The organism is Nostoc cycadae WK-1 (assembly GCF_002897135.1).
Taxonomy (GTDB): domain Bacteria; phylum Cyanobacteriota; class Cyanobacteriia; order Cyanobacteriales; family Nostocaceae; genus Nostoc_B.
The window spans coordinates 121,561-145,706 of record NZ_DF978422.1; the positions used below are offsets into that span (position 1 = coordinate 121,561).

Below are 24,146 nucleotides of genomic sequence, written 5' to 3' on the forward strand. Positions count from 1 at the left end.
ATGTTTGGTTGCAAGCAAAAACTTGGGTGTTTGTGCTTTAATCCCAACATTTTCTCATCTTAAGTGGATGTTTGAGTGGTTCATTAAAAACACTCTCTTTGATTTTCCGTCTCTCCAGATGTACGGATCATTTTCAAAAATCAAATACTAGTCCTATACTATTTACATAATCACTCAAATAGCTTTTACCTGCCCAAACATAATCTCTTCTTGGTGTCTGAGGAATAATATGCTCAATAGAAAGACCTTTATATTGGCTAAATTCTATTACTTCCTTCTCTGGATATTCAATTTGTCTGACATAATTGTCGTATTGCAAAAATAAATAATTTAGGTCTTTTGTTGAAATATTCTCATATAAATCTGATGAAGCAAGTCTATTACGAAACTCATGATCACTACAATATTCTCCGATAATATCTTTTAAAGATACAATTAGATTATCAAAATCACCTTGAAAAGATTGAGCCAATTCATATAATCGTTTTAATATCGCAGAGTTTTTTAACTTTCGCTTTCGTATACCATAAACTCTAAAACTAATCACCTCTAACAGTTTTGTAACACGGCAGAAATCAATATAATTCGATTCAAATCCATATTTCATAGATGCAATAAGTATTGGAAAAAAGTTTGCAGTTCTGCCTAAACGGTAAAGATTCTTTAAATTTTTATCTTGATCTTGGGCAATTGTTTTGAAAATTGAGAAAGTTTGCTTCAAACTGCCTGAGTAGTTATCAATAAAATTAGTAGCTTTAGCAAATGTTGCAGAGTTCCCTGTAAGAGAATTAATTTTTTCTTTGATTAACCATAAATGACTACCATAGTCATGTATGCTATCTCTTTTTATATCAGCTTCAAAAGTAATATAATGATTACGCAGAATAAATTCTTCATCAGTGTTTAAGTGAAGAAGTGTTTCTTCAAAATCTCTATAAATGTTTCCAAATCTTTCCTGTATTTGCTTAAGATGATTTTCTGGATCATCTGCTGCTATATAAACTTTATACATTAAAAAGCTTTTTATTTTTTCTAAAGCAGTAAGAGGTTTACCTCTATCGTTTGTAGTCTCAAAAATTAATGTTGCTTCAGCATTATTTACAACAGCATATGTTAATACTTTAGCATTTTCAATTTTCTCACGTAGTTCTCGTAAATTTTCAATAGAACGAGGTTCTAAGTCTTTGATAAAAAATTTTTTTGCTTCTAAAAGACGACGTTGTGAAGGAGTTTTAATTAAACTTTCAGCTTGTTCACAATCTTCCAATATACATTTATGAAAAAATTCTTGATCGTATTCTAAAACTCGTAACTTGTATTCATTACGGTATTGAACATAAGTTTCTCGAAGAATAGATATATCATCTCCAAATAATGCAAGTTGCTCAAGTAACAACCTTATAAAAATGGTGAGCGTTGTAAGTCGTTGTTGACCATCTACAATATCAATAATCTTAAAGTAACCTTCGTTATCACAAATTTGCAATAATATTGTGCCAAAAAAGTAATCCTTACCTAAAGTTTGATTATCAAGATCACTAATAAAATCTAGTAATTGTTTTTCTTCCCAAGCATATGCTCTTTGATATTTAGGAATGTTGAAAATTCTACGAGGTTCAAATAAATCACTAATTGCCTTTTGTCCGTTTTCCACTGATAACTCTTTATAGATTTTATAAGTTGAGCAAATTAACAATTAATCTTAGCTGTTAGGACAAGTAAGCGCAAGGTGAAAAACACTACATTGATTACGGTCATCCTAAAAAATATTATCTTCGCAATTTGTAACGATAAACATTACTGTAGCGATGTGTAGAGGAGCTTGCCGTAAACATAGCATTAAGGCATCACTCCAAAATAAATTTGTGACACAATAATCTTGTTGCTTACAAAAAACATGATCGCCTAGGTAAATTACCGCACTATTAGAGATTGAAAAAGGGCGATCGCCATATTCTAGAAAAAGTTAAAATCAGTAAACTGCCCTCCAAAGCTGATGATTTCTCATTTGGAAACAGACTGGAAAATAAAATGACCATAGCAACCGCTACACCGATAAAAGAATCACCCCTGTTGTTTGAGGGAATGACTTGGAGAGAATTTAAAGCAGTTGAACAGTTATTAGACCGTCCAGGATATCTGCTGTCTTTTCTGGATGGAATTTTGGAGATCCGCAAAATGCCAGGAGAAGCACACGAAACCGTTAAGAAAAGAATTGCTGCATTGTTGGAACTTTACCTGCTTATGGCAGGATTTGACTTTACACCAACTGGCTCAATGACTTTGGAAAGTGAATCGGGTGCTGTGAAGCGAGAGGCTGATGAATCTTATAAACTTGCACCTGGTCGAGTGCGTCCTGATTTAGCGATTGAGGTGGTGTTTACCAGTGGCGGAATTAACAAATTAGAGACATACAAGCGGCTGTTAATTCCAGAGGTTTGGTTTTGGGAAGATGGGGTGTTAGAAGTTTATCATCTGCGGCAAGAGGGTAACGCGTTTCATTATGAGAAAATTACTAGTAGTGAAGAAGTCAAAGGAATAGATTTAGATTTATTGTTACGCTGCATTAATATGGAGAATCATGTTGATGCTATTAAGACATTTCAACAGGCGCTTCAGAAATAGTTGTTAATTACTGTTTTTACTTTAATAAACGCCGTGTGTAACTTTATCTCAAACTTAACCCCCAGCCCCTTCCCTACAAGGCTGCCGTGTACACACAAGTAATCTGATCCCCCTAAATCCCCCTTTTTAAGGGGGACTTTGATTCTAATTCCCCCCTTTTCAAGGGGGGTTAGGGGGGATCGAAACGCTGTTGGGTAGCTTTTCAAGACTTGTGTGTACACCGTAGCTCCGCGTCAGAGCGAAAAGTTGAGCCAGTGCGTTGGACGGGTTCCCCGGCGCAAAACTTTTCAAGACAGAGGGGTTGGGGAGAGGTTGATCAAATTCACGTTAATCTTAATAGCGTGTTGCATTTTGCGACAACGCACGTTACAAGCATAAAACAATGCTGCTGATTTTGATACAAACTAAATTACGCCACAGGTTTTATCTTTTGCTTGATCGTCGAGCGTGGTTTTTTGCGGTTTGATTTGCGCGTTCCGCCAGCCATGCCATACTCATAACTATCTTTGCCAAAGCGAGATGCAACACTCACCAGCATTTGTTCTGAAAAGTCATTCAAGCCACGTTCTGATTCTAATAAAGCATTCTGCGCTTTTTCTACCATGATTCGGGCTTGATTATAGGCGGCTAACTTTTCTCTTACGTCATAAATTTTCGTGTTGTAAGTAACGATTGAACACCCATTGCCAAAGTCTAACTCAGGGTTAATTGCTTGTATTCCTTCAATCCGTCGTTCAGCCTTGGTAAGTGCGATGGAATTGCGTTTCCGTTGCGCCATAAAGTTTTCCTGTTGAGAATCTACACGGAGTTTTTTAGATAACATTACTGTACGCAATAAATAGGTTTACTAGCTTGAGTAAAGCTACAGAACTTAGACTGCATTGGCATGAGTAAGCTTAAGTAAATGCGAGTAATTTTGCTGAATTTTGGATAAAAAGTTTGGTATATGACTCAGGAAGTTAATATATGAACCAGAAATCTAATTTGCAAATCACAAATTTAATTTGCGAATCAAAAATCTAATTTACGAGTCAGAAATTTGATTTACGAATCACAAATCTAATTTGTGAGTCAGAAATCTGATTTACGAGTCCAAAATCTAATTTAAATTTCAAAACCTTTACAAACCATACACCTTTACTCCCTCACACCCCTTTGTAATTGATGCTGGTTCCCCTGCTGCCCTAAGCCTCGTATGATCAAGATATCCGCAAAATATAAAGTCGCCAGATTTTCACGGCATAACATGAGCAGTATTTGGGAACTCGATTTTTACTCTCGTCCGATTTTGGATGAAAATCAAAAAAAAGTTTGGGAAGTTGTAGTCTGCGAAAGTCCGTTGGATATTCGAGCGCAAACAGATTCGTTATTTCGCTATGCTCAATATTGTCCTAGCACCCAAGTCAATTCGGGCTGGTTGCGGACGGCGTTGCAGGAAGCCATTAACAAAGCCGGAGAAGCGCCCATTAAAATTCGCTTTTTCCGCCGCCAAATGAACAATATGATTACTAAGGCTTGCCAAGATTTGGGAATTCCGGCTCAACCTAGTCGCCGCACTTTGTTGCTAAACCAATGGCTACAACAGCGGATGGAGGAAGTTTATCCTCAAGAACCGGGTTATCAAGGCGGAAACAACCCTTCTGTGCGTTTAGACAGTCCTTTACCTCAGCGTTTACCTGATGCGTTAGAAGGACAGCAATGGGTGTTTGTCAGCTTATCAGCAGGGGAATTGGCAGAAATGCCAGAGTGGGATATTGGCTTTGGTGAAGCTTTTCCTTTAGAAATGGCGCAATTATCTCCAGAGACTCGCATTCCGGGAGTTTTGATTTTCTCACCCAGGGCTTTACCTTTAGCGGGTTGGATGTCTGGTTTAGAGTTAGCTTTTTTAAGAGTTGATCAGAGTGTTGGTACAAGGTTAATTCTGGAGACTGGCGCTACAGAAAGTTGGATTGTGGCAAATATCAAAAATCCCCAACTTTTAGTAGAAGCTAAAGGTTTTGCCGAAGCTAAACAAAAAGCCAATGGAGTGCATTTTATTGGTGTACAGTCAAGTCCCCAAGCAGAATCTTTTGCGGGGTTTTGGTTGTTGCAAGAGGTGACTTTGCTGTAGAACAGGTAAGAGAGACAAGGTGCAAGGAGCAAATACTCTCGCCTCTGCTCCCTGCACCCCGCACCCTGCCATTTTCTAGGTACAGACTTATACATACTGATGATTTTTGGGGAATTCTCTGCATTGATGGAACGCTGATAGATGTCCATGATTTGGGATAATTATCTGCGTCCCTCTCCGTTGTCAAAAGCAAATTGCTGATTTGCGCGGATAGGCTCCAATGATTTGGGATAATTATCTGCGTTTGCTTGCAGTTCAAAATCCGAAATCCACAATTCACCAAGGGTCATGGGTTCTGAAAATTTCTCACACGATACACTAGCAGAACAGCTGCTGGAACTAGCCATTAAATCGGGAGCCGAAGCCGCTGAGGTGTATCAGTCGCATTCGCTTTCTCGTCCGGTTTTTTTTGAGGCTAACCGCCTTAAACAACTAGAAACCAGTCAATCGGAAGGTACAACGCTACGGTTATGGCGCAATGGTTGTCCAGGACTAACTGTTGCTTATGGTAATGTTTCACCCCAGGCGATGGTGGAACGGGCTTTAGCTTTGAGTGAACTAAATCCGCCAGAAACAATCGAGTTGGTGAGTAACTCTAAGCCAGATTACCCAGACTTGGGGGAAAGTGTACCCATAGAAGTTTTAGTCAACTGGGGTAAAGAAGCGATCGCCATTATCCGCGATACTTACCCAGATGTGCTATGCAACAGTGACTGGGAATGTGATGTGGAAACTACTAGACTTGTGAATAGTCAAGGTCTAGATTGTTACTACACTGATACTACCCTGAGTTGTTATATGTCAGCCGAATGGGTCAGGGGTGATGATTTTTTGAGTGTTTCTGATGGTCAAACTCAACGCAATACTCTAGACCCAGAAAAGTTAGCTTATCAAATTTTACAAAGGTTAGTCTGGGCAAAAGAAAATGTTGCGCCGCCTAACGGTCGCATACCGGTTTTATTTACTTCTAAAGCAGCTGATATGCTGTGGGGAACTGCCCAAGCAGCTTTAAATGGTAAACGTGTCTTAGAAGCAGCTTCGCCTTGGGGAGAACGGATGAATCAACAAGTCGTTGCTCCTAATTTGACACTTTATCAAGACCCGGAAGCTGGCCCTTATAGTTGCCCTTTTGATGATGAAGGAACGCCGACAACAGCTTTAGTGTTTGTCAAAGATGGCATATTACAGCATTTTTATGGCGATCGCACTACAGGCTATCAACTAGGTGTCGGCTCTACTGGTAATGGTTTTCGCCCTGGTTTAGGTAGCTATCCCACTCCTGGTTTATTTAATTTCTTAATTCAGCCTGGTGCTGCACCACTGCGAGATTTAATTCGGCAATTAGATAACGGTCTAATTGTAGATCAAATGTTAGGTGGTAGCGGTGGTATTTCGGGAGACTTTTCCATCAACATTGATTTAGGCTACCGGGTGAAAAATGGTCAAGTTATTGGCCGTGTAAAAGACACGATGGTTGCAGGTAATGTGTACACAGCCTTAAAACACGTTGTAGAGTTGGGTAATGATGCGGATTGGAATGGTTCTTGTTATACCCCATCTTTAATAGTTGAAGGACTATCTACCACCAGCAGAAATCATTAAACGGGTATTGATGCTGTTGCTAGTGATTTGTTTCATTAAGATGAACCAACTTTAAAAGCCAAATCCGGGCGTTTTGCACTCACTAAATCACCCCGTCAGTGCATTACGGGAGAGATTCAAGGTTGAAAGCGGAAGTTTTGGAGCGATCGCACTTGAGCAATCGTCTCAAAATCATAATCGTTATGCTACCGCATTGCTCACGTCACAGCCAATACTATTGATTACTCTTCTTGTTCTTTAGGATCGGTTTCTTTAAACCCTAACCATAAAACCAGCACATCCTCAACTTCTACCATTTGCTTCAGATGTCAAACTACCCAATTTGCGTAAAAGTTTTGTATGAGGAATTGTGATTACGTTTTGTACGTCAAAGGCTCCTTCTCGAAGGAACTTAATTTTGATTTGCACCTCAAACCTTGAACCGCGTAGACTTGTTGTATGTGGAATTAGAGTTGCTAATGCACGATCTTGATTGAGAGCAGGAATACTGATTACCAAACATGGTCTGACTTTCGCTACATAACCCAGATCAACTAGCCAAACTTCACCACGTTCAGGGCTACTCATACATGGCTTCCTGTTGATCCAGTTCGAGAAAAAGTTCCTCAGCGTTCAGAACTAAATCTTCATCAGACAAGGGTGGAAAATCTAGGTAAACCATCCGCTTCAGAATCCCTGATAACAAATCCAACCGTTCTGAGTCTGTTAAGCGGTCGAAGGTATCTAGAAGTTCTTGTACTAAAGCAGTCATGGCTGTTTACTTATACCTGCTGATAGGATAACACAAGCTGAATGGGGATCTCAGCTATCGCTATTTGTAATAATCTACTGTCTGACTTTTCCAAGTCTCTAGCCACTTACGTTGCTATAATCACTTATGTTTTCCTCAAGACGGGATCGCCCCATAAAACTGAACCATCTTGCCTAGCTGCTAATCTCTATCTCCTATTTCAAGGTATAACTATGAACAGGAATCATAAATAAAACCTCAATTTTATATGATGTCGCTTCCTATTCTGAGTCAGCGCTTGCGTCGTTGGTGGCAGCCTAGAAAAGGTTTAGCGATCGCTGAAGCTTCTATTATTGGGATTGTAGCGGCTTTATCTGCGGTATTGTTAAAAGTTGGATCGGGATGGTTGGGAGCATGGCGCGTACATACTTCCCATATTTTTCCTGCATGGTTAGCTTTACCAGTGGTCGGGTTAGTTTTTGGCTATCTGGCTGGTTGGTTGGTACAAAGGTTTGCACCAGAAGCTTCTGGTAGTGGTATCCCGCAAGTTAAAGCTAACCTAGCCAATGTGCCAACGCAATTATCTTGGCGTGTAGCAGCTGTTAAGTTACTCAGCGCTATGATTGTCATTGGTTCGGGTATAACTTTAGGCAGACAAGGCCCCACTGTGCAAGTCGGCGCAAGTTTAGCCGCAGGAATGAGTCGCTTTGTGCCTACTTCCCCAGATCATCGGCGACAGATGATTGCAGCAGGTGCAGGTGCAGGTTTAGCAGCTGCGTTTAATGCGCCCCTGGCTGGTGTAATATTTATTATTGAAGAATTACTGCAAGATTTATCTGGGATAACTTTAGGAACCGCCATCGTTGCTTCATTTATTGGCGGCGTAGTATCGCGGTTGTTGGGTGGTCGCAGTTTGCAATTAAATTTGCAATTAATCCACTTTTCGAGTCAATTTTCTCTGCCAGAACTTCCCTTTTTCTTAGTGTTGGGAATCTTAGCAGGTTTACTCGGTGCGTTGTTTAATCGCGGGATAGTTTTTAGTATCAAATTTTATCAAAGTTTACACATTAGTTTGCCATTAAAGGTGGCTTTAGCCGGATTTATTTCTGGGATAGTAGTAGCAATTCTCCCAGAATATTTTCGGAATAATACTGGCTTACGAGAGTATATCATTACAGGTGATTCTAACGCCTCTGTAGCAGCGATCGCGTTTATTGCTCAATTTATTCTCACGTTAATCGCCTTTGGTTCTGGTGCGCCTGGCGGATTATTTGCGCCTAGTCTGATTTTAGGTTCTTGCTTAGGTCACTTCGTTGGAGTTTGGGAAGCTCATTTATTGGGTATAGGTTCTTTACCTACCTATGCTTTAGCCGGAATGGGGGGATTTTTTAGTGCTGTTTCTAAAGTACCAATCACCGCCATTGTGATTGTCTTTGAAATGACAACCGATTTCAATCTAGTTTTACCTTTAATGATTGTGGCTGTAGTAGCTTACCTGGTTGCAGATAAAGTCATGCCAGGTTCGCTTTATGATACGCTCTTACAATTAAAAGGCATTACTCTAACAAAAGTTGCCTCCGCAGAAGCTATTTTAACAACATTAACTGCTAGAGATGTAATGCAGCAGCAGGTAGAAACTCTAGATGCAGATATGACTTTAGAAGAAACAAAACAGGCATTTTCTAGTTCTCATCATCGGGGGTTCCCTGTCGTCAAAAATAGCAAGTTAGTAGGAATCGTCACCCAATCAGATTTGACGAAAACACCAAATCGCAACTTGCCAAATGAGACTTTGCTAAAAGCAATTATGAACCCTGCACCGATAACGGTCACACCCTTACATAACCTAAGTAATGTACTGTATTTACTTGACCGCTATCAAATCAGTCGTTTACCAGTAATAGATAGGCGCAAATTAATTGGGATTATTACCCGTGCAGACATTATTCGCGCCGAAGCCGACCATCTCAATGGGGGAAATGTTACCCCAACGCCACAAGCAGAACCTTCCTACATAGTTTACCAAACGCGATCGCCGAGTATTGGCAGAGGTCGATTATTAGTACCAATAGCTAACCCGGAAACTGTGGCGACTTTATTGCAAATGGCCGCAGCTATTGCCCGCGATCGCCATTATGAAATAGAGTGTGTCCAGATCATGTTAGTGTCGCGCCACAGTTCCCCCTGTGAAACCCCAGTCAGAACTGCCAAAAGTCGGCGCTTATTGCGACACGCGGAAGTTTTAGCTAAAAAGTGGCGCATTCCCTTACATACACAAATTCGTGTCGCCCATGATCCCGCCCAAGCTATATTAGAAACTATCAAAGAACGTCACATCGACATGATTTTAATGGGCTGGAAAGGTAATACTTCCACCCCAGGACGGATTTTTGGCAACGTTGTTGACACCATCATTCGTCAAGCCACCTGTGAAGTTATCTTAGTAAAACTAAGCAATAGTGAAGAGTCAATTGTCAAGAGTCAATTGTCAGAAATTACTTTTACTCCCCAATTCAACCGCTGGTTAATACCAACGGCTGGCGGCCCTAATGCTAAATTCGCCATGAAATTGTTACCTGCATTATTGACCTTGGGAAATGAACCAGAAATTCACTTAACGCAAGTATTCAAACCATCTGATTTACGACCGGATATGCAGATTTTAGACCAAGCCATCCATCAATTGATGCGTTACCGTCAACTATCCAGAAATGTATTTGTGGCTACGCCAGTACAAGCGGACTCCGTTTCTGAGGGTGTGATTAACTTAGTCAAACACAAAGGGTTTGATGTTGTAATTTTAGGTGCTACCCGCGAAGGATTATTACAACAAGCCATTCAAGGTAATATTCCCGAAGCGATCGCCTCTGGTGTAGAGAGTACAGTAATCTTAGTACGTGGGGCAATTAATACTTAAAGAATACTTGGAAATTAAAAATTCATTATTTTAATTTATTTAAATAAAGTAATAGTAATTATCATAATTTTATTAAGCAAATTCAATAACGAGATTCATCCATAAGCAATTTTCCCAAGACTATTTATCTAATTCCGTATTCTATTGAACTATTATTGTTTACAATCAGTTGCCTCTTTGGTATGAGGAGTAGCAGATAGGACGACAGTAAGGTTGAAGATGTGTCTGTGAAATCAGACAACAACAAACAAGCAGGAGAATAATAATGGTTAACCTACAAGAGCGTCCCTCTGCTATTACCAAAATCACCAATCTTCAGGAAAAATTGCATTACGAACTCTGCGGTATGTATGACGCAGAATCTCGATTTTTAGAAGCTCAGAAAATGATGGTGCAATGTACTACAAATAAACAATTGCAGTCATTAATCGAAACTCACATTCGAGAGACTGAACAACAAATCAGAAACTTGGAGCAAGTTTTTAGTGCTATGGGACAACAACCAAAGCGGATTAATTCTGATGTTGCAGCAGCTTTCGTGAATGAAGGACAAAGGTGTTTATTGTTGACTAGTGATAATCCGAGTCTTTTAGATTTCACACTAGCAGGAGCATTAGCAAAAGTGGAAAATTTTGAGGTTATTTCCTATCAAGGTTTGATTACAGGTGCAGAACACATAAAACAAAAAGAGGTAGTCAAATTACTGCAACAAAACTTGCAACAAGAACAGCAAACAGCGCAAAAAATTGAGCAGCATATACCACAGTTACTTCAAGAGGCAATGTCAACTACTACTAGTCGCAAGTAATTACGAATAGGAGTAATTAGTAGAGACGCGGAATTTCGTGTCTCTACTGCGATATTGGCCAAATTTTGATAATATTCTCGGCACTACCACCACTAGCGATCGCTTTACCATCTGCACTAACAGCGACAGAATAAATATAGCCAGAATCGCGTTTCAATGTGCGAATTTCTTGACCAGTAGTCGGATTCCACAATTTAATCGTATTATCACTACTACCACTCACCAGCATAATACCGTGGGCAGTTTCTCTATAAGCGACGGAATTGACTTTATCAGAATGCTGTTTCAGAGTGCGAATTGTCTCACCTGTTGCTAAATCCCAAAGTTTAAGTGTTTTATCTTTACTACCACTCGCCAGAGTTTTGCCATCGGGACTGAACGCTAGAGAAAGAATAAAGTCGGAATGGCCTTCGAGAGTACGAATTTGTTTCCCAGTTGCCACATTCCAGAGTTTAATAGTTTTATCCCAACTACCACTAGCGAGAGTTTTACCATCGGGACTGAAGGCTATGGTTGCAACAGCTTGGCTATGTCCCATAAAAGTGCGAATTAACTTACCAGTTGTCAGATTCCAGAGTTTGATTGTTTTATCTAAACTACCACTAGCCAAAGTTTTACCATCAGAACTAAAAGCCACAGATGCTACCCCATCAGTATGTCCTGTGAGTGTGCGAATTTCTTCGGTTGTCGCCAGATTCCACAGTTTAATTGTCTTATCTGCACTACCACTGGCGAGAATTTTACCATCAGGATGGAATGCGATCGCCCAAATCCATTTCAAGTGTCCTTTGAGGGTTTGAAGTTCTGTTCCCGTTGCTAGATTCCACAGTTTAATTGTCTTATCATCGCTACCACTAGCCAAAATTTGCCCATTGGGTGCAAAAGCAACAGAATTAACATCACTCGCATGTCCCCTAAAAGTTTTAGGTTGTTCTGCACTTTCTGAGACTTCGGTAGTATTGAACTTAGGTAAAGACTGAAAATACCAAATTCCGCCTAATCCCAAAAGTATAATGACAACATTGACAAGCAATAATTTTTGCAAATTGTCATTGATTTTGAGTGCAAATAACCGCTGATGAGTTCCTGGAACTGTAAGTAAAGTTGGCGCTGCTGTCAATAAGCTTGTTGATGTTGGAGATGTTAAAGATTGTTTTTTCAAGTCTTGGATGACTTGATCTGCTACTTGATAACGTTGGCGGATATCTGTTGTTAGGAGTTTATCTAAAACTTTACCTAACTTTGCACCTATGGTTATCCTACCTCTGTCTGTATTTGGTAGATATCTTCGCCAATATTTCACCCAACCATAGCCTTGCTGCATCCATAATTTTGACGGTGCATTTCTCGTCAGTAAATAAAAGCAAGTGACACCTAAACTATATAAATCACTGGCTGGAAAAGCTTGTCCATCCTGCATTTGTTCGATGGGAGTATAACCATGTGAGCCGATGGTTGTACCTAGTTTAGTCTGAACTGTGGCTGTTAATTGCTTAGATGCACCAAAATCAATTAAGACTAATTTGCCATCACTCTGACGACGAATTATATTTTGTGGTTTAATATCTCGATGAATTACGCCGCGATCGTGAATAAATTTCAGTACAGGGAGTAAATCGAGTAAAACTCTAATCACTTGAGTTTCGTTATAAGTTACTCCTTGACGTAATTCCTCTAGTAAATTTTGTCCATCTATAAATTGTTGGACTAAAAATAAATAATTATCTTGCTCAAAATAAGCTAATAATGCAGGTATTTGCGGATGTTCTCCTAAATGTTGCAATCGTTGCGCTTCGTCTTGAAATAGTTTAATTGCTTTCTTGATAGCACCAGCTTCTTGAACTTTAGGTGCGAATTGTTTAACTACACACCATTCATTGAGTTTATCTGCATCTTCCGCAAGATAGGTTCTGCCAAATCCGCCTTCATCTGATAATACTTTAATGACACGATAATGCCCTCTTAATAATCTTACTAATGGTGTATTGCAACTTTGACAATACTGGTTTGCATCAGAATTTAAAGGCTCAGGGCAATCGGGATTCAAGCAGCAGACCATACTGGGAATCCATTATCTGTTTGTATATATGTTAGTTGATGACGTATTATTTCGCTATAAAGTTGCTAGAATTTCCCTAAAAACTAATTCATTAATATACACTTATATTAGTGATTATAAATTCATGCTACCGTAATTTTATTGATTGTTGGTATTATTTTAAATACTGTTTATTATTTGTAATGTCTCAATTATATGTTCTCCACATATAACAAAAGCAGTGCTGAGTAATAAATGTGGCAAAAAAATATTAGTTATTTTTTATCATCATTATTTATTAAATAAAAATATCTATCTACAGGCATAAAAAATCACAGAGAATTATCAAGAGGAGTGAACTATGGCAGAAAAATTTAATCAGCAATCTCCCTTGCGGATGAAATTGAATTTACTTGTTTCTATTAGTAGTAGTTTAGCGATCGCCAGTCATATCCTACCCATCAGCGCTTTAGAAATCCCCACACTTCCTAGACAATTCCAACTTGCTAAAACCCCCGATGAACGCCAACCAGAAGCAGTACAACAAGGTATTGAGCAAATTCCGGCTGCGGAACCACCTGTAACTCCACAACCTAATCAATCTATTGATTCACCGTTACCACCGCGTGTCCCACCTCAAGAAACTAATTCAACTCCGCAACCAGCGCCTGAAAACTCTACACCTCAAGAAACTAATTCAACTCCGCAACCAGCGCCTGAAAACTCTACACCTCAAGAAACTAATTCAACTCCGCAACCAGCACCTGCAAACTCTACACCGAGAGAAACCAACTCACCACAACCAGCACCTACTAGATCTACTCCTAGACAAGCTACACCAAGAGAAACCAACTCACCACAACCAGCACCTACTAGATCTACTCCTAGACAAACTAATCCCACACCGCAACCATCACAAACTCGTTCTACACCTACAACTCCAGGACGAAGACAAACACCAAACACTAATTCAGGTAGAACCAGAAACCAAAAACCCAGAGGCGTAGCTGCTGCATCCTCTGGAACACCTGCTTATAAAAAAATCAACTTTGTCGATATTGCTTTCGGGATTTTAGATAAAAAAGATTTTCAAGCTCAAGGTAGACCATATCATTTCTACCAATTTGAGGGTAGAGAAAACCAACTGATTCAAATTCGGCTATTGGGTAGTGCAGATCAACGACGTTCTAATAACTTAAGTTTACGTCCTTATATGTTTCTCCTCGACCCCAATAATAACGTTATCCTCAAAAGAGGCGGTGGAGAAACAGATAGAGATGCTTTTATATTTGCGCGATTACCTGTAGCGGGTACATATACGATCGCAGTCACCAGTCAAAACCCAGGTGATACAGGCCGTTATAGTCTTGCTATCCGAGATGATAGAGCCAGCTATATTTTAGATGAATCTGGAGAACTGAGTCAGCAAAACTTAGTCCTTAAACAAAATGGTACACCTTATAATGTGACACAATTTCAAGGCACAAAAAATCAACTAGTGAGTATTCGTGTAGATAGTGTAAATGAAGAGTTTTCACCTTATATAGTTTTACTCAATTCTCAAGGACAGAGGATTGCGGCTAATAGCGATCGCGATGGTAAATATAGCGCCCTAATTGACCGAGCTAGATTACCTGAAGATGGTACTTATTATATAGTTGTGACTTCTAGTAATCCCACCCAACGCGGTAATTACCGATTAACTTTGTTTTGAAATCGGGTACAAATTAATCAAGCTTGAAAATATCTCTGATTAGGGAGATATCGTCATGGCTTTTTTAACCATCAAAGAATAGTAATAAAATATGAGATCGCAACATGAAACAGATATTTTTGCGACATTAATTGAAAATTACAGTATAGCAGGAGAATATCTTTTAGAAGAGTCCAGTTCTGTGATTACTAAAACTAGTCTTAAGGATATTACTTGGGAAAATCTGCGGATAAAAGAAACAGAGATGTATGGTATGAGAATTTTAGGTTTTCCTGCTCTCCAAAAAGAGACTTTTGATAATTGGATATCGATTAACAGCCAACCTTCCTTATTAAGTTCATGGATTAACAATCCCAAAGTGAATCTACTGTCTCGCACAGAGTATCACAACCTTTTCAATCAATATGATCATAGATGGTCTATGTTCTATACATTAACTCGTCCAGGTTTTTCGGATGATTTTTCTCAAGCGTTAATTCAGCTGACTGCTTTTTGTCCCATAACACCACAATATGGCAATTTGCTATATATGGAAAGAACTAGCAATAAATGGGAAACTAAATTAGATTATGGGCTATTTAATCAATAAAGATTTAAAAGATTTATGTCTGTTAAAAATCATCTCGCAGAAATATATAACTTCCTCCAAATATCAGATGCAATTGCCACTTCAGGACAACCAACTGCCGAACAATTTACAGCCATCAAAGCAGCAGGCTATCAACTAATAGTTAATCTAGCGTTACCAACATCAAGTAATGCTTTACCTAATGAACAAGAAATTGTCGAATCTCAAGAAATGCAATATGTACACATTCCAGTATTGTGGGAAAATCCGACGCTGGAAGATGTGACAAAGTTTTTTGGTGTCATGGAAACAAATTCAGATAAGAAAATTTTTGTTCACTGCGCTGCTAATATGAGAGTTTCGGCTTTCATATATCTTTTTCGCCGCATACATCAAGGGTTGAATAATGCAGCAGCCGAACAAGATTTACATAAAATTTGGGTTCCGAATGAAGTATGGCAGAAATTTATCGAAGAAGTATTAAATATCTATCAATAAAAGTCAGAAAAACTAACGTGAGAAATACTCTGTGTCTCTCTGCGTTAACCTTAGCGCACCTCTGCGTTAAAAAACTTATTTCTGATTCACATTTGGCATCAAAACCCCATGTTTGGGACTAAATAACAATGCCAAAAGAAATAATCCTGATACTACCAAAACAATCGCCGGGCCAGAAGGCAAATTATAAAAGTAGCTGAGATACATCCCACTAATACTGGAAAATACACCAATTATTGCACCAATAATCATCACTTCGTGTAAGCGTTTGACCAATAAATATGCAGTCGCACCGGGGGTAATTAACAGCGATAGGACTAAAATTACACCGACAGCTTTCATACTGGCAACAATTGTTAAAGCAATCAGCAACATTAAACCAAAGTTTAGCCGATTGACTGGTAAACCTGCGGCTTGAGCGCCTAAAGGGTCAAAGGTGTAAAATAAAAGTTCTTTGTATATTAAAACAACTACTACTAAAACAATCGTGGCAATGATGGCTGTATCTCGCACTTCGTTAACGGTAACACCGAGAATATTGCCAAAAAGAAAGTGATTCAGGTCAATTTTATTATCTTTTTGAACAACGGTAATTAAGGTGATACCAAGGGCGAAGAATGCAGAAAAAACTATACCCATTGCTGCATCTTCTTTAATTGGCGATCGCGTCCTAATCCAGGCGATCGCCATTGTACTCAAAACCCCGGCGATAAATGCGCCAACAAAGATATTTGCGCCTATCATGAAGGCGATCGCTAATCCTGGTAAAACAGAATGACTGATAGCATCACCCAGCAGTGCGAGTCGTTGCACCATTAAGTAACTACCCACAACTGCACACAACAAACCAACTAAAATTGCAATGATGAGCGATCGCTGCATAAAGCCATATTGTAATGGCTCGATTAGTGCTTCTAGCATAGATATTTAAACGAACCGCCAAGGCGCGGAGGACACAGAGAAAGAGAGTTTAAGCTGCGTCGGAGAAGTACATAACTTTACCGCCATAAGCCAGATGTAGGTTTTGTTCTGTGAGGACTTGTTGTCGGGAACCTGTGGCGACTAATTCGCGGTTGAGTAAAATCAAGTCATCAAAGTGGGTGATGGATTCGCCTAAGTCATGGTTGACGACTAGGACGATTTTGTTTTCAGCAGCGAGTTCTTGGAAGACTTCAAAAACTACGGCTTGGGTTTTTTGATCAATACCTACCAATGGTTCATCAAAACAGAAGATGTCTGCTTGTTGTGTCAAGGCGCGGGCTAAAAAGACTCGCTGTTGTTGTCCTCCTGATAATTGTCCTATAGGGCGATCGCGAAATTCACTCATCCCCACTCTTTCTAAGGCGCTGTTGGCGATTTGGCGACTCACTCCCGAAAAGCTACGCAACCAACCTGTTTTCTTCACCCGTCCCATCATCACTACATCCCAAACTGTGGCGGGATAAGTCCAATCAATTTGGCTACGTTGAGGTACATAAGCAACTTTTGACCTCTGCTGCATCAAGGGTTGGTTTTGGTACTTCACCACACCACTACTAACAGGAACTAAACCCAACATTGCTTTCATCAGCGTACTTTTTCCAGCACCATTCGGGCCAAAAATCCCTGTTAATCTCCCCGGTTGAATCACACAGTTAATATCTCTCAAGGCTTCTTGAGTCCGGTAATGTACTCCCAAGTGGGCAATAGAAATTGCATCTGTGGAATTCATATCAATAGCTTTGATATACGATGCAGAACGTTCACCAATTTTCCGGGTATGTCCCAAGTTGGCGTAAAAAGAAACGTTTTCCATAAGGGTATTTTCATATTTATTACTTGAGCTTACTACAAAAATGAGAAAAATATGAAAAAATCTATAATAAGCAGTAATGTCACAAATAAATGAGCGTAATACCTGAGATAGAGGGCGTTCTCGTCCAACAAAAGTCCACCATCCCTAGAAGGAAACCAGAAATTTTTAGCTTGATTTTTCGGCTGTGTCTGGGAATGCTTTTACCATTGACTTTGTTTAGTTGTAGTCAAAACAACACCAACTCCACAACTGCCAAAGGTAGTGAGAAACCTTCGGTTGTAGCCACTAGTACAATCATTGCAGACTTAACCCAAGAGGTTGGCGGCGACGAAATTCAACTCAAGGGAATACTCCAACCTGGTGCTGATCCTCATGTTTATGAACCAGTTCCCGCAGATAGTCGGTTTTTGGAAAAAGCTGACTTAATTTTGTATAACGGTTACAACTTAGAACCAGGTCTAATTAAGTTAATGAATGCGGCGGGAAAAGGACGTAAAGTCGCCGTAGGTGAAATAGTCAAACCTTTGGAATTAGATAAAGGTAAAGGTGAAATAGTACCAGACCCCCATGTTTGGGGAAGTGCGGAAAATGCAGCCGCAATGGTAAACGTAATTCGAGATGCTTTGATAGAGTTATCGCCAGCCGATAAAGAAAAGTTTACGCAAAATGCTGCACAACTAACTGCTGAATTAAAACAACTGCATATATGGATAAATCAACAGATTCAAACTATTCCGCCAGATAAACGCCGACTCATTACCACCCATGATGCTTTTCAATATTATGGACATGCTTACAAAATTGCGATCGCGGGAACTTTAATTGGCATCAGCACCGAAGAACAACCAAGCGCCCAAACTGTACAAAGATTGGTAGAATCAGTTAAAAAGACGGGTGTACCAGCAATTTTTGCCGAAACTACCATTAATCCCACCTTAATTAAAACTGTAGCTCAAGAAGCAGGCGTGAAACTAGCACCACATCAACTCTACTCTGATTCAATTGGCGCAAAAGGTAGTGATGGAGAAAAATACATCAAAATGATGGAGGCAAATACACGCGCCATTGTTGAAGCTTTGGGCGGTAAATATACACCATTTCAACTGATAAAGACAACGGGAACTAAACAACAGCAACCTGTCGATAAGTAGTAGTGATAAATTATTTGGCTATTTCTGAAGAAAGAGGTAAAATTTTATCTATCAAAGCTAATATATCACTCCAGATATGTAACTTTTAATTTCATCAGAAACTCTCTCTGAGGAAAGAATTAATCATGACTGCAATTTTATAAATTAAGTTAGTAAATACATAGTTTTAATTTGTGAAATAGCCATGACTAAAGAACTAGAAAATCAAAATAATCAACCAGAAAATAATCAAGCAGAAATTGAACAGCCTGTTAGCAAAGATTGGCATTCCCGCGAAGAACCAACAGCTAAAGAAAGAAACTTAACAGCAAATCCAGGAGACAGAATCTCAGATAAACCTGAATCTGTAGAAGAGAAAGCAAAACAAGTTGCTGTTGATTCACCAGATATTACAGGCGATCACATCACAGTTCCGACCTACTTTGTTGTGGAAGAACCTGATGGTGAGAAAAAAGCACTGCACCATGTGAAAGATGCGGAAGAAATTTCTGATGTGATTCGTCAAGCCAGAGTTGACGAAAATGGTAATCGGATTTGGTGGTAATAGTTGACTCTGTTAATGTTAATTAGATAGAGGCTAAAAATGAGGTTTAGATCCCCGACTTCTTTGAGAAGTCGGGGATCTTGTTGTTTACAAATGATTTAGGACTGCTATAGTTTTACACTGCATGAGAATCTGGTTGTTTGCGCCACTGGCGTTTTTTCATAAAGCTTTGCCAAGATTCCATATATGTATAAAACACAGGCGTTAAATACAGCGTTAAAAATTGGGAAAACAGCAATCCCCCAACCACGGCTAAACCAAGGGGACGGCGTGTATCTCCGCCTGCACCCAACCCCAGGGCGATGGGTAAAGTTCCCATCAAAGCGGCCATTGTGGTCATCATAATGGGGCGAAATCTGACAACACAAGCCTCATAGATGGCATCGTAAGGAGTTTTACCACTTTGCCTGGCTTCTATGGCAAAGTCAACCATCATAATGCCGTTTTTCTTCACAATCCCAATTAGCAAGATAATGCCGACAAAGGCATAGATATTCAAATCAACTTGGAATAACAACAAGGTTAACAACGCCCCAAATCCAGCGGAAGGCAAACTCGAAAGAATTGTCAAAGGGTGAATAAAGTTCTCATAGAGAATTCCCAACACAATATAAATTACTAAAACCGCCACCAATAGCAATAATCCCAACCCTTGCAAGGAAGACTGAAACGCTTGTGCGGAACCTTGGAAACCTGTAGTAATACTCGCAGGTAATGTTTGACGGGCGATTTGTTCAATTTTCTCAGTGACGCTACCAAGAGATACACCGGGTTTGAGGTTAAAAGAAATAGTTACAGAAGCTAACTGTCCTGAGTGGTTGATAGTCAAAGGCCCCACACCTTTCGAGATGCTGGCGACAGCATTTAATGGCACTAGCTGTCCAGTCGGGGAATGAATTGACAGCAATTCTAAAGCACTGGGGTCTCCCTGATATTTGGGTTCGACTCCCATAATTACTTGATATTGGCTATCTGAAGCGTAGATTGTGGAAACTTGTCGTGTACCGTAGGCATTACTCAGGGCTGTTTCGATTTGTTCGGCAGTTAGCCCCATTGATGCAGCTTGATCACGGTTGATATCAACTTGGACTTGGGGGTTTTTGATTTGCAAATCACTGTTGACATCTTGTAAATCTGGTAGTCCCCGGAGTTTTTCTTCTAAAGTTGGCGCATATTGATATAACTCTTGAATATTGGGACTTTGTAAGCTGAATTGATATTGGGCTTTGCTTTGTTGTCCACCAATATTAATTGCTGGTGGGTTTTGTAAGAAAACCTTCATTCCAGGGATGCGTGACAGCTTGGGGCGCAGTTCTTGGACAATTTCATCGGCACTTAGTTTACGTTCTTCGCGGGGTTGGAGACTGATAAATAAGCGCCCAGTATTACTAGAAGAATTTGCCCCCCCAGCACCGACGCTGGAGTTAATCGCCCTGATATTTGGGTCACGATCTGCGATCGCCGCTACTGCCTGTTGATGTTTTACCATTTCATCAAAGGAGATATCCTCGGCGGCTTGGGTAGAGGCGGTGATTTGTCCCACATCCGCAGTCGGAATAAAGCCTTTCGGCACAATCATAAATAAATAAACTGTGGCGACAACAATTGCCCCAGAGATAAACATTGTCGTGCGATGATATTTGAGCGATCGCTTTAAACTCCACTCATAGCCACCCAAGATGACATCGAAAAATTTTTCGGAAGTATTATAAAGTCCCCGGTTAAATCGTTGGATTTTACCTTTTAAACCTTTTCTCACTGGTTCTCCTTCATCTTCTTGCTGATGATGAGGTGGAAGCAAGAAGCGAGAACACAGCATTGGGGTTAAACTCAGAGAAATTATTCCCGATACCAAAATCGCCACGCTGATAGTCACAGCAAACTCGCGGAACAATCGCCCCAAAATTCCGCCCATAAACAGTACCGGAATAAACACGGCGACTAAAGAAATAGTCATGGACAAAATTGTAAAGCCAATTTCCCGTGAGCCATTCAACGCAGCTTCTAAACGATTTTCACCCATCTCCATGTGACGGACGATATTTTCTAGCATGACTACGGCATCATCCACCACGAAACCGACGGAAAGAGTCAACGCCATGAGTGAAAGGTTATCGAGGGAGAAGCCCAGCAGTAACATTACGCCAAAGGTGGCAACTAAAGATAGCGGTACGGCCAAACTGGGAATAATCGTTGCTCGTAGGTTGCGAAGAAATAGGAAAATTACTAACACAACCAAACCAATAGTCAGTAACAGCGTAAACTGTACATCATCAACCGACTCGCGGATGGCTTGGGAGCGATCGTAGAGAATTTCCATATTCACGGCTGCGGGGATTTGTTCGCGGAATTTCGGCAGCAGTTTTTTAATCGCTTCCACGACTTCGACAGTATTAGTTCCTGGTTGCTTTTGAATTGCTAAAACAATTGCCCTTACACCAGAATTAGATGTTTTGTTCCGCTTTTCTGTCTTGGTAAAATACCAACTCGCAACTTTGTCATTTTCTACACTATCTAAGACTTGGGCAATTTCTCCGAGTTGGACTGGCGCACCGCCTTGATAGCTGACAATTAAGGAACGATAGGCAGCCGCATCATTAAGTTGTCCGTTGGCTTGGATTGTATAATTTTGTTCTTGACCGTAAAGTGTCCCCGTAGGTATGTTGGCATTACCTTTACTAATGGCATCGGCAACTTCATCAACTCCTATACCTTTGGCACTGAGAGATTCAGGGTCAAGCAAAACTCTGACGGCGTACTTTTGCGAACCGTAGACTTGCACCTGTGCTACCCCATTCACCATTGATAAACGTTGTGCTAGTTGCGTCTCTGCATACTTGTCTACTGTGGACAGTGGCAGCACAGCAGAATTCAGCGATATGTAGAGAATGGGCTGATCTGCCGGATTCACCTTGCGATAGGAGGGGGGACTGGGCATATCCGCAGGTAATTGCCGCGTGGCTTTGGCGATCGCAGCCTGCACATCTTGGGCAGCCCCGTCAATATCTCGACTCAAATCAAATTGCAGTGTTACCTGACTACTACCCAAAGAACTAGTAGAGTTCATCGAACTCAATCCAGCAATACTAGAAAATTGCGCTTCTAGTGGTGTCGCCACCGATGCCGCCATTGTCTCTGGATTCGCCCCAGGCAAGTTAGCACTCACCTGAATTGTGGGAAAATCCACATTCGGCAAGTCACTCACAGGTAACATTCGGTAACTCATCAGCCCGAAAATCAAAACGCCAACCATTACCAAAGTCGTCATGATTGGGCGACGAATAAATAACTCGGAAATATTCATAGATTTTCCTATTTTTTATAGCCAAGAGCATCTGGATAGAAAGTAAGAATGTCAGTAAGAGTAATTTTTACCTTCTGCCTGCTGCCTCCTGCCTTCTGCCTCCTCCTAATCCCTGCTTAACTTGCACTCCTGCCCCAGGTACAAGGTTGAATTGGCCGTCGATGACTACTTGTTCACCTGGTTTGATGCCTTGAGCGATCGCAGTTTCATTATTGACTGCATCTCCCACAACTACAGGGCGCATTTCTACTGTGTTATCGGGTTTAACAACATACACAAATTGCTGTTGCTGTCCAGCTTGAATGGCTTTGGTTGGTACAGTCACAGCATTGGGTATCTCAGATAATTTCAGAACGACATTGACAAATTGCCCTGGTAACAATCGCTCGTCGTTATTACTAAATGTGCCTTTGAGTTGAATTGTGCCAGTTTGAGTATTTACACCACTGTCAACAAAGGTGAGATAACCATGTACAGGATTCCCTGAATCTTTGGGGGGGATGACATCAACTTCTAATTTGTGGTTGCTGGTGTACTTTTTCAAGTCTGGCAACATTCGCTGGGGAATCGAGAAGTTAACATAAATCGGGCGAATCTGGCTGATGGTAATTAAGGGATCTGTGGAATTAGCAGTCACTAAATTACCTTGATTTAGCTTGAGACTACCCGTGCGCCCAGTAATTGGCGAATAAATATAACTATAAGAAAGCTGGACTTTAGCATTATCAATTGCGGCTTCGTCTGCGACTACTGCTGCTTGGACATTTTTTACATCTGCCTTAGCGGCTTCTACTGCTGCTTGGGCGTTAGCTACTGCATCTTGGTCTGCTTTGACTGTTGCTGTTTGAGCAATGGCACTTGTTTGGTATTGTTCAGACTGCTCTTTACTAATCGCACCTTGTTGCAGTAACCCCGCATAGCGTTGTGCCTGGACATTGGCATTATTCGCCTGGGCTACATCTTTTAAGACTGTGGCTTTGGCTTGGTTAACTTGAGCGATCGCTTTGTTAACATTAGCCTCGGACTGCTTGACTAACGCCTGATCTTTGGCTTTCGCTGCTATTGCTTGCATCAGTGCTGCTTGCTGGGGACGGGAATCGATCTGAAACAGCAAATCCCCCTTTTTGACGTTCTGTCCTTGGCGGAAATACACCCCTGTTAACTGTCCCCCAATCTGTGACTTGACAGAAACGGTTGAATATGCTTCTACTGTACCTGTAGCCTTGATGAAAATTGGGATTGTTTTTTGAGTAGCAGTGGCCACCATGACAGGAACAGGTCGTTTTTTACCGGCATCTTTCCCTGTTGATTGAGCTTCGGAAGCTCGACCACAAGCCGAACACAAATAAGCCAAACTTAATATTAGTAACCATAACTGCCTTGTGGGCAGCCAGTTGCGATCGCTAAAACTATTGGGTAAAATTTCCAACACAGGATTTGTAATCAAAACAGAAGCTAAACGGCTCATATTCACACAGAGTGGCTGGTGTTTTCCGCAAAAATGTTTAGTTTATTAGTTAAGCTCTATGTTAGTTTATCTAAAGATTAGAATGCTAACAATTTATCCTAAGTAATAGCCTAGTGGTAAGTATTGAAATTTTCCAGACATTTGGAAAGTGAATATAGATAGATTTTTTCTCCCCTGCACCCTTACTCAACATCAAAAATTCTGTCTTGAACCGCTGACTACCCCCTAGCCGCAAACGCTCAGTAGTGTAAAAATATTCCTACCTTCGTAGCTC

At 40.4% G+C, this 24,146-nt stretch carries 19 protein-coding genes and 1 pseudogene; 11 read left to right on the forward strand and 9 right to left on the reverse strand.

Annotation, left to right across the window (positions count from 1 at the left end; translation table 11 throughout):
- Window positions 1-151, forward strand: a pseudogene (locus NCWK1_RS02640) (IS630 family transposase); the annotation flags it as partial.
- Here the strand turns inward: NCWK1_RS02640 and NCWK1_RS02645 are convergent.
- Complete coding sequence (locus NCWK1_RS02645) at window positions 134-1,654, reverse strand: DUF262 domain-containing protein (RefSeq protein ID WP_187308030.1); 1,521 nt, start codon at window positions 1,652-1,654, stop codon at window positions 134-136. The pseudogene NCWK1_RS02640 and the gene NCWK1_RS02645 overlap by 18 nt on opposite strands.
- A 377-nt stretch (window positions 1,655-2,031) precedes the next feature.
- Here NCWK1_RS02645 and NCWK1_RS02650 point away from each other — a divergent pair, with 377 nt between their 5' ends.
- Window positions 2,032-2,625: a Uma2 family endonuclease gene (locus tag NCWK1_RS02650; protein WP_103123851.1), complete on the forward strand. Its 594-nt coding sequence runs from the start codon at window positions 2,032-2,034 to the stop codon at window positions 2,623-2,625.
- Between the two features lie 409 nt (window positions 2,626-3,034).
- On the opposite strand, the gene NCWK1_RS02660 is transcribed toward NCWK1_RS02650, so the two are convergent.
- Window positions 3,035-3,448: a hypothetical protein gene (locus NCWK1_RS02660; RefSeq protein ID WP_245894807.1), complete on the reverse strand. Its 414-nt coding sequence runs from the start codon at window positions 3,446-3,448 to the stop codon at window positions 3,035-3,037.
- A 423-nt stretch (window positions 3,449-3,871) separates the two neighbouring features.
- On the opposite strand from NCWK1_RS02660, the gene NCWK1_RS02665 reads away from it, so the two are divergent.
- Window positions 3,872-4,735, forward strand: a complete 864-nt coding sequence (locus tag NCWK1_RS02665) for a Tab2/Atab2 family RNA-binding protein (RefSeq protein WP_096580411.1) — start codon at window positions 3,872-3,874, stop codon at window positions 4,733-4,735.
- A 288-nt stretch (window positions 4,736-5,023) separates the two neighbouring features.
- The gene (locus tag NCWK1_RS02670) at window positions 5,024-6,337 is read left to right on the forward strand and encodes a TldD/PmbA family protein (protein ID WP_103123625.1); all 1,314 of its coding nucleotides are present in this window, start codon (window positions 5,024-5,026) and stop codon (window positions 6,335-6,337) included.
- A gap of 282 nt (window positions 6,338-6,619) precedes the next feature.
- On the opposite strand, the gene NCWK1_RS02680 is transcribed toward NCWK1_RS02670, so the two are convergent.
- Both NCWK1_RS02680 and NCWK1_RS02685 read right to left on the reverse strand, forming a co-directional pair.
- A complete protein-coding gene (locus NCWK1_RS02680) occupies window positions 6,620-6,904 on the reverse strand; it encodes a type II toxin-antitoxin system PemK/MazF family toxin (RefSeq protein WP_245894808.1) in 285 nt (94 codons plus the stop codon).
- Window positions 6,897-7,088, reverse strand: coding sequence for a hypothetical protein (locus NCWK1_RS02685; RefSeq protein ID WP_103123626.1), 192 nt, complete (start codon window positions 7,086-7,088; stop codon window positions 6,897-6,899). The genes NCWK1_RS02680 and NCWK1_RS02685 overlap by 8 nt, the downstream gene beginning before the upstream one ends.
- Window positions 7,089-7,338: 250 nt before the next feature.
- On the opposite strand from NCWK1_RS02685, the gene NCWK1_RS02690 reads away from it, so the two are divergent.
- Window positions 7,339-9,984, forward strand: coding sequence for a chloride channel protein (locus tag NCWK1_RS02690; protein WP_103123627.1), 2,646 nt, complete (start codon window positions 7,339-7,341; stop codon window positions 9,982-9,984).
- A 265-nt stretch (window positions 9,985-10,249) separates the two neighbouring features.
- Complete coding sequence (locus NCWK1_RS02695; RefSeq protein ID WP_096580403.1) at window positions 10,250-10,792, forward strand: YciE/YciF ferroxidase family protein; 543 nt, start codon at window positions 10,250-10,252, stop codon at window positions 10,790-10,792.
- 43 nt (window positions 10,793-10,835) lie between these two features.
- Here NCWK1_RS02695 and NCWK1_RS02700 read toward each other — a convergent pair whose 3' ends face one another.
- On the reverse strand, window positions 10,836-12,851 hold the full coding sequence (locus tag NCWK1_RS02700; protein WP_103123628.1) for a serine/threonine-protein kinase: 2,016 nt from the start codon (window positions 12,849-12,851) through the stop codon (window positions 10,836-10,838).
- 340 nt (window positions 12,852-13,191) lie between these two features.
- Between NCWK1_RS02700 and NCWK1_RS02705 the strand changes: the two genes are divergently transcribed.
- The 3 genes from NCWK1_RS02705 to NCWK1_RS02715 all read left to right on the forward strand — a co-directional run bounded on the left by NCWK1_RS02705 (window position 13,192) and on the right by NCWK1_RS02715 (window position 15,610).
- Window positions 13,192-14,544 (forward strand): PPC domain-containing protein, encoded by a 1,353-nt coding sequence (locus NCWK1_RS02705; protein WP_103123629.1) that lies wholly within the window; start codon window positions 13,192-13,194, stop codon window positions 14,542-14,544.
- A 91-nt stretch (window positions 14,545-14,635) separates the two neighbouring features.
- Complete coding sequence (locus NCWK1_RS02710) at window positions 14,636-15,133, forward strand: hypothetical protein (RefSeq protein WP_103123630.1); 498 nt, start codon at window positions 14,636-14,638, stop codon at window positions 15,131-15,133.
- A gap of 15 nt (window positions 15,134-15,148) precedes the next feature.
- Window positions 15,149-15,610, forward strand: coding sequence for a protein tyrosine phosphatase family protein (locus NCWK1_RS02715; RefSeq protein ID WP_103123631.1), 462 nt, complete (start codon window positions 15,149-15,151; stop codon window positions 15,608-15,610).
- A 75-nt stretch (window positions 15,611-15,685) separates the two neighbouring features.
- On the opposite strand, the gene NCWK1_RS02720 is transcribed toward NCWK1_RS02715, so the two are convergent.
- Both NCWK1_RS02720 and NCWK1_RS02725 read right to left on the reverse strand, forming a co-directional pair.
- Entirely contained in the window at window positions 15,686-16,531 is an 846-nt protein-coding gene (locus NCWK1_RS02720) for a metal ABC transporter permease (RefSeq protein WP_103123632.1), read from the reverse strand.
- 49 nt (window positions 16,532-16,580) lie between these two features.
- A complete protein-coding gene (locus NCWK1_RS02725; RefSeq protein ID WP_103123633.1) occupies window positions 16,581-17,405 on the reverse strand; it encodes a metal ABC transporter ATP-binding protein in 825 nt (274 codons plus the stop codon).
- 89 nt (window positions 17,406-17,494) lie between these two features.
- On the opposite strand from NCWK1_RS02725, the gene NCWK1_RS02730 reads away from it, so the two are divergent.
- Entirely contained in the window at window positions 17,495-18,556 is a 1,062-nt protein-coding gene (locus NCWK1_RS02730) for a metal ABC transporter substrate-binding protein (protein WP_187308031.1), read from the forward strand.
- A 184-nt stretch (window positions 18,557-18,740) separates the two neighbouring features.
- Window positions 18,741-19,100, forward strand: a complete 360-nt coding sequence (locus NCWK1_RS02735) for a hypothetical protein (RefSeq protein WP_096580391.1) — start codon at window positions 18,741-18,743, stop codon at window positions 19,098-19,100.
- A gap of 115 nt (window positions 19,101-19,215) precedes the next feature.
- Here NCWK1_RS02735 and NCWK1_RS02740 read toward each other — a convergent pair whose 3' ends face one another.
- The gene (locus tag NCWK1_RS02740; RefSeq protein WP_103123634.1) at window positions 19,216-22,404 is read right to left on the reverse strand and encodes an efflux RND transporter permease subunit; all 3,189 of its coding nucleotides are present in this window, start codon (window positions 22,402-22,404) and stop codon (window positions 19,216-19,218) included.
- A gap of 67 nt (window positions 22,405-22,471) precedes the next feature.
- Entirely contained in the window at window positions 22,472-23,872 is a 1,401-nt protein-coding gene (locus NCWK1_RS02745; RefSeq protein WP_103123635.1) for an efflux RND transporter periplasmic adaptor subunit, read from the reverse strand.
- Between the last annotated feature and the right edge of the window lie 274 nt (window positions 23,873-24,146).

Coding starts and splice junctions, on each gene's coding strand:
- NCWK1_RS02650 (WP_103123851.1), top strand. CDS start 2,032: ATGACCATAGCAACCGCTACACCGATAAAAGAATCACCCCTGTTGTTT.
- NCWK1_RS02660 (WP_245894807.1), bottom strand. CDS start 3,448: ATGTTATCTAAAAAACTCCGTGTAGATTCTCAACAGGAAAACTTTATG.
- NCWK1_RS02665 (WP_096580411.1), top strand. CDS start 3,872: ATGAGCAGTATTTGGGAACTCGATTTTTACTCTCGTCCGATTTTGGAT.
- NCWK1_RS02670 (WP_103123625.1), top strand. CDS start 5,024: ATGGGTTCTGAAAATTTCTCACACGATACACTAGCAGAACAGCTGCTG.
- NCWK1_RS02680 (WP_245894808.1), bottom strand. CDS start 6,904: ATGAGTAGCCCTGAACGTGGTGAAGTTTGGCTAGTTGATCTGGGTTAT.
- NCWK1_RS02685 (WP_103123626.1), bottom strand. CDS start 7,088: ATGACTGCTTTAGTACAAGAACTTCTAGATACCTTCGACCGCTTAACA.
- NCWK1_RS02690 (WP_103123627.1), top strand. CDS start 7,339: ATGTCGCTTCCTATTCTGAGTCAGCGCTTGCGTCGTTGGTGGCAGCCT.
- NCWK1_RS02695 (WP_096580403.1), top strand. CDS start 10,250: ATGGTTAACCTACAAGAGCGTCCCTCTGCTATTACCAAAATCACCAAT.
- NCWK1_RS02700 (WP_103123628.1), bottom strand. CDS start 12,851: ATGGTCTGCTGCTTGAATCCCGATTGCCCTGAGCCTTTAAATTCTGAT.
- NCWK1_RS02705 (WP_103123629.1), top strand. CDS start 13,192: ATGGCAGAAAAATTTAATCAGCAATCTCCCTTGCGGATGAAATTGAAT.
- NCWK1_RS02710 (WP_103123630.1), top strand. CDS start 14,636: ATGAGATCGCAACATGAAACAGATATTTTTGCGACATTAATTGAAAAT.
- NCWK1_RS02715 (WP_103123631.1), top strand. CDS start 15,149: ATGTCTGTTAAAAATCATCTCGCAGAAATATATAACTTCCTCCAAATA.
- NCWK1_RS02720 (WP_103123632.1), bottom strand. CDS start 16,531: ATGCTAGAAGCACTAATCGAGCCATTACAATATGGCTTTATGCAGCGA.
- NCWK1_RS02725 (WP_103123633.1), bottom strand. CDS start 17,405: ATGGAAAACGTTTCTTTTTACGCCAACTTGGGACATACCCGGAAAATT.
- NCWK1_RS02730 (WP_187308031.1), top strand. CDS start 17,495: ATGAGCGTAATACCTGAGATAGAGGGCGTTCTCGTCCAACAAAAGTCC.
- NCWK1_RS02735 (WP_096580391.1), top strand. CDS start 18,741: ATGACTAAAGAACTAGAAAATCAAAATAATCAACCAGAAAATAATCAA.
- NCWK1_RS02740 (WP_103123634.1), bottom strand. CDS start 22,404: ATGAATATTTCCGAGTTATTTATTCGTCGCCCAATCATGACGACTTTG.
- NCWK1_RS02745 (WP_103123635.1), bottom strand. CDS start 23,872: ATGAGCCGTTTAGCTTCTGTTTTGATTACAAATCCTGTGTTGGAAATT.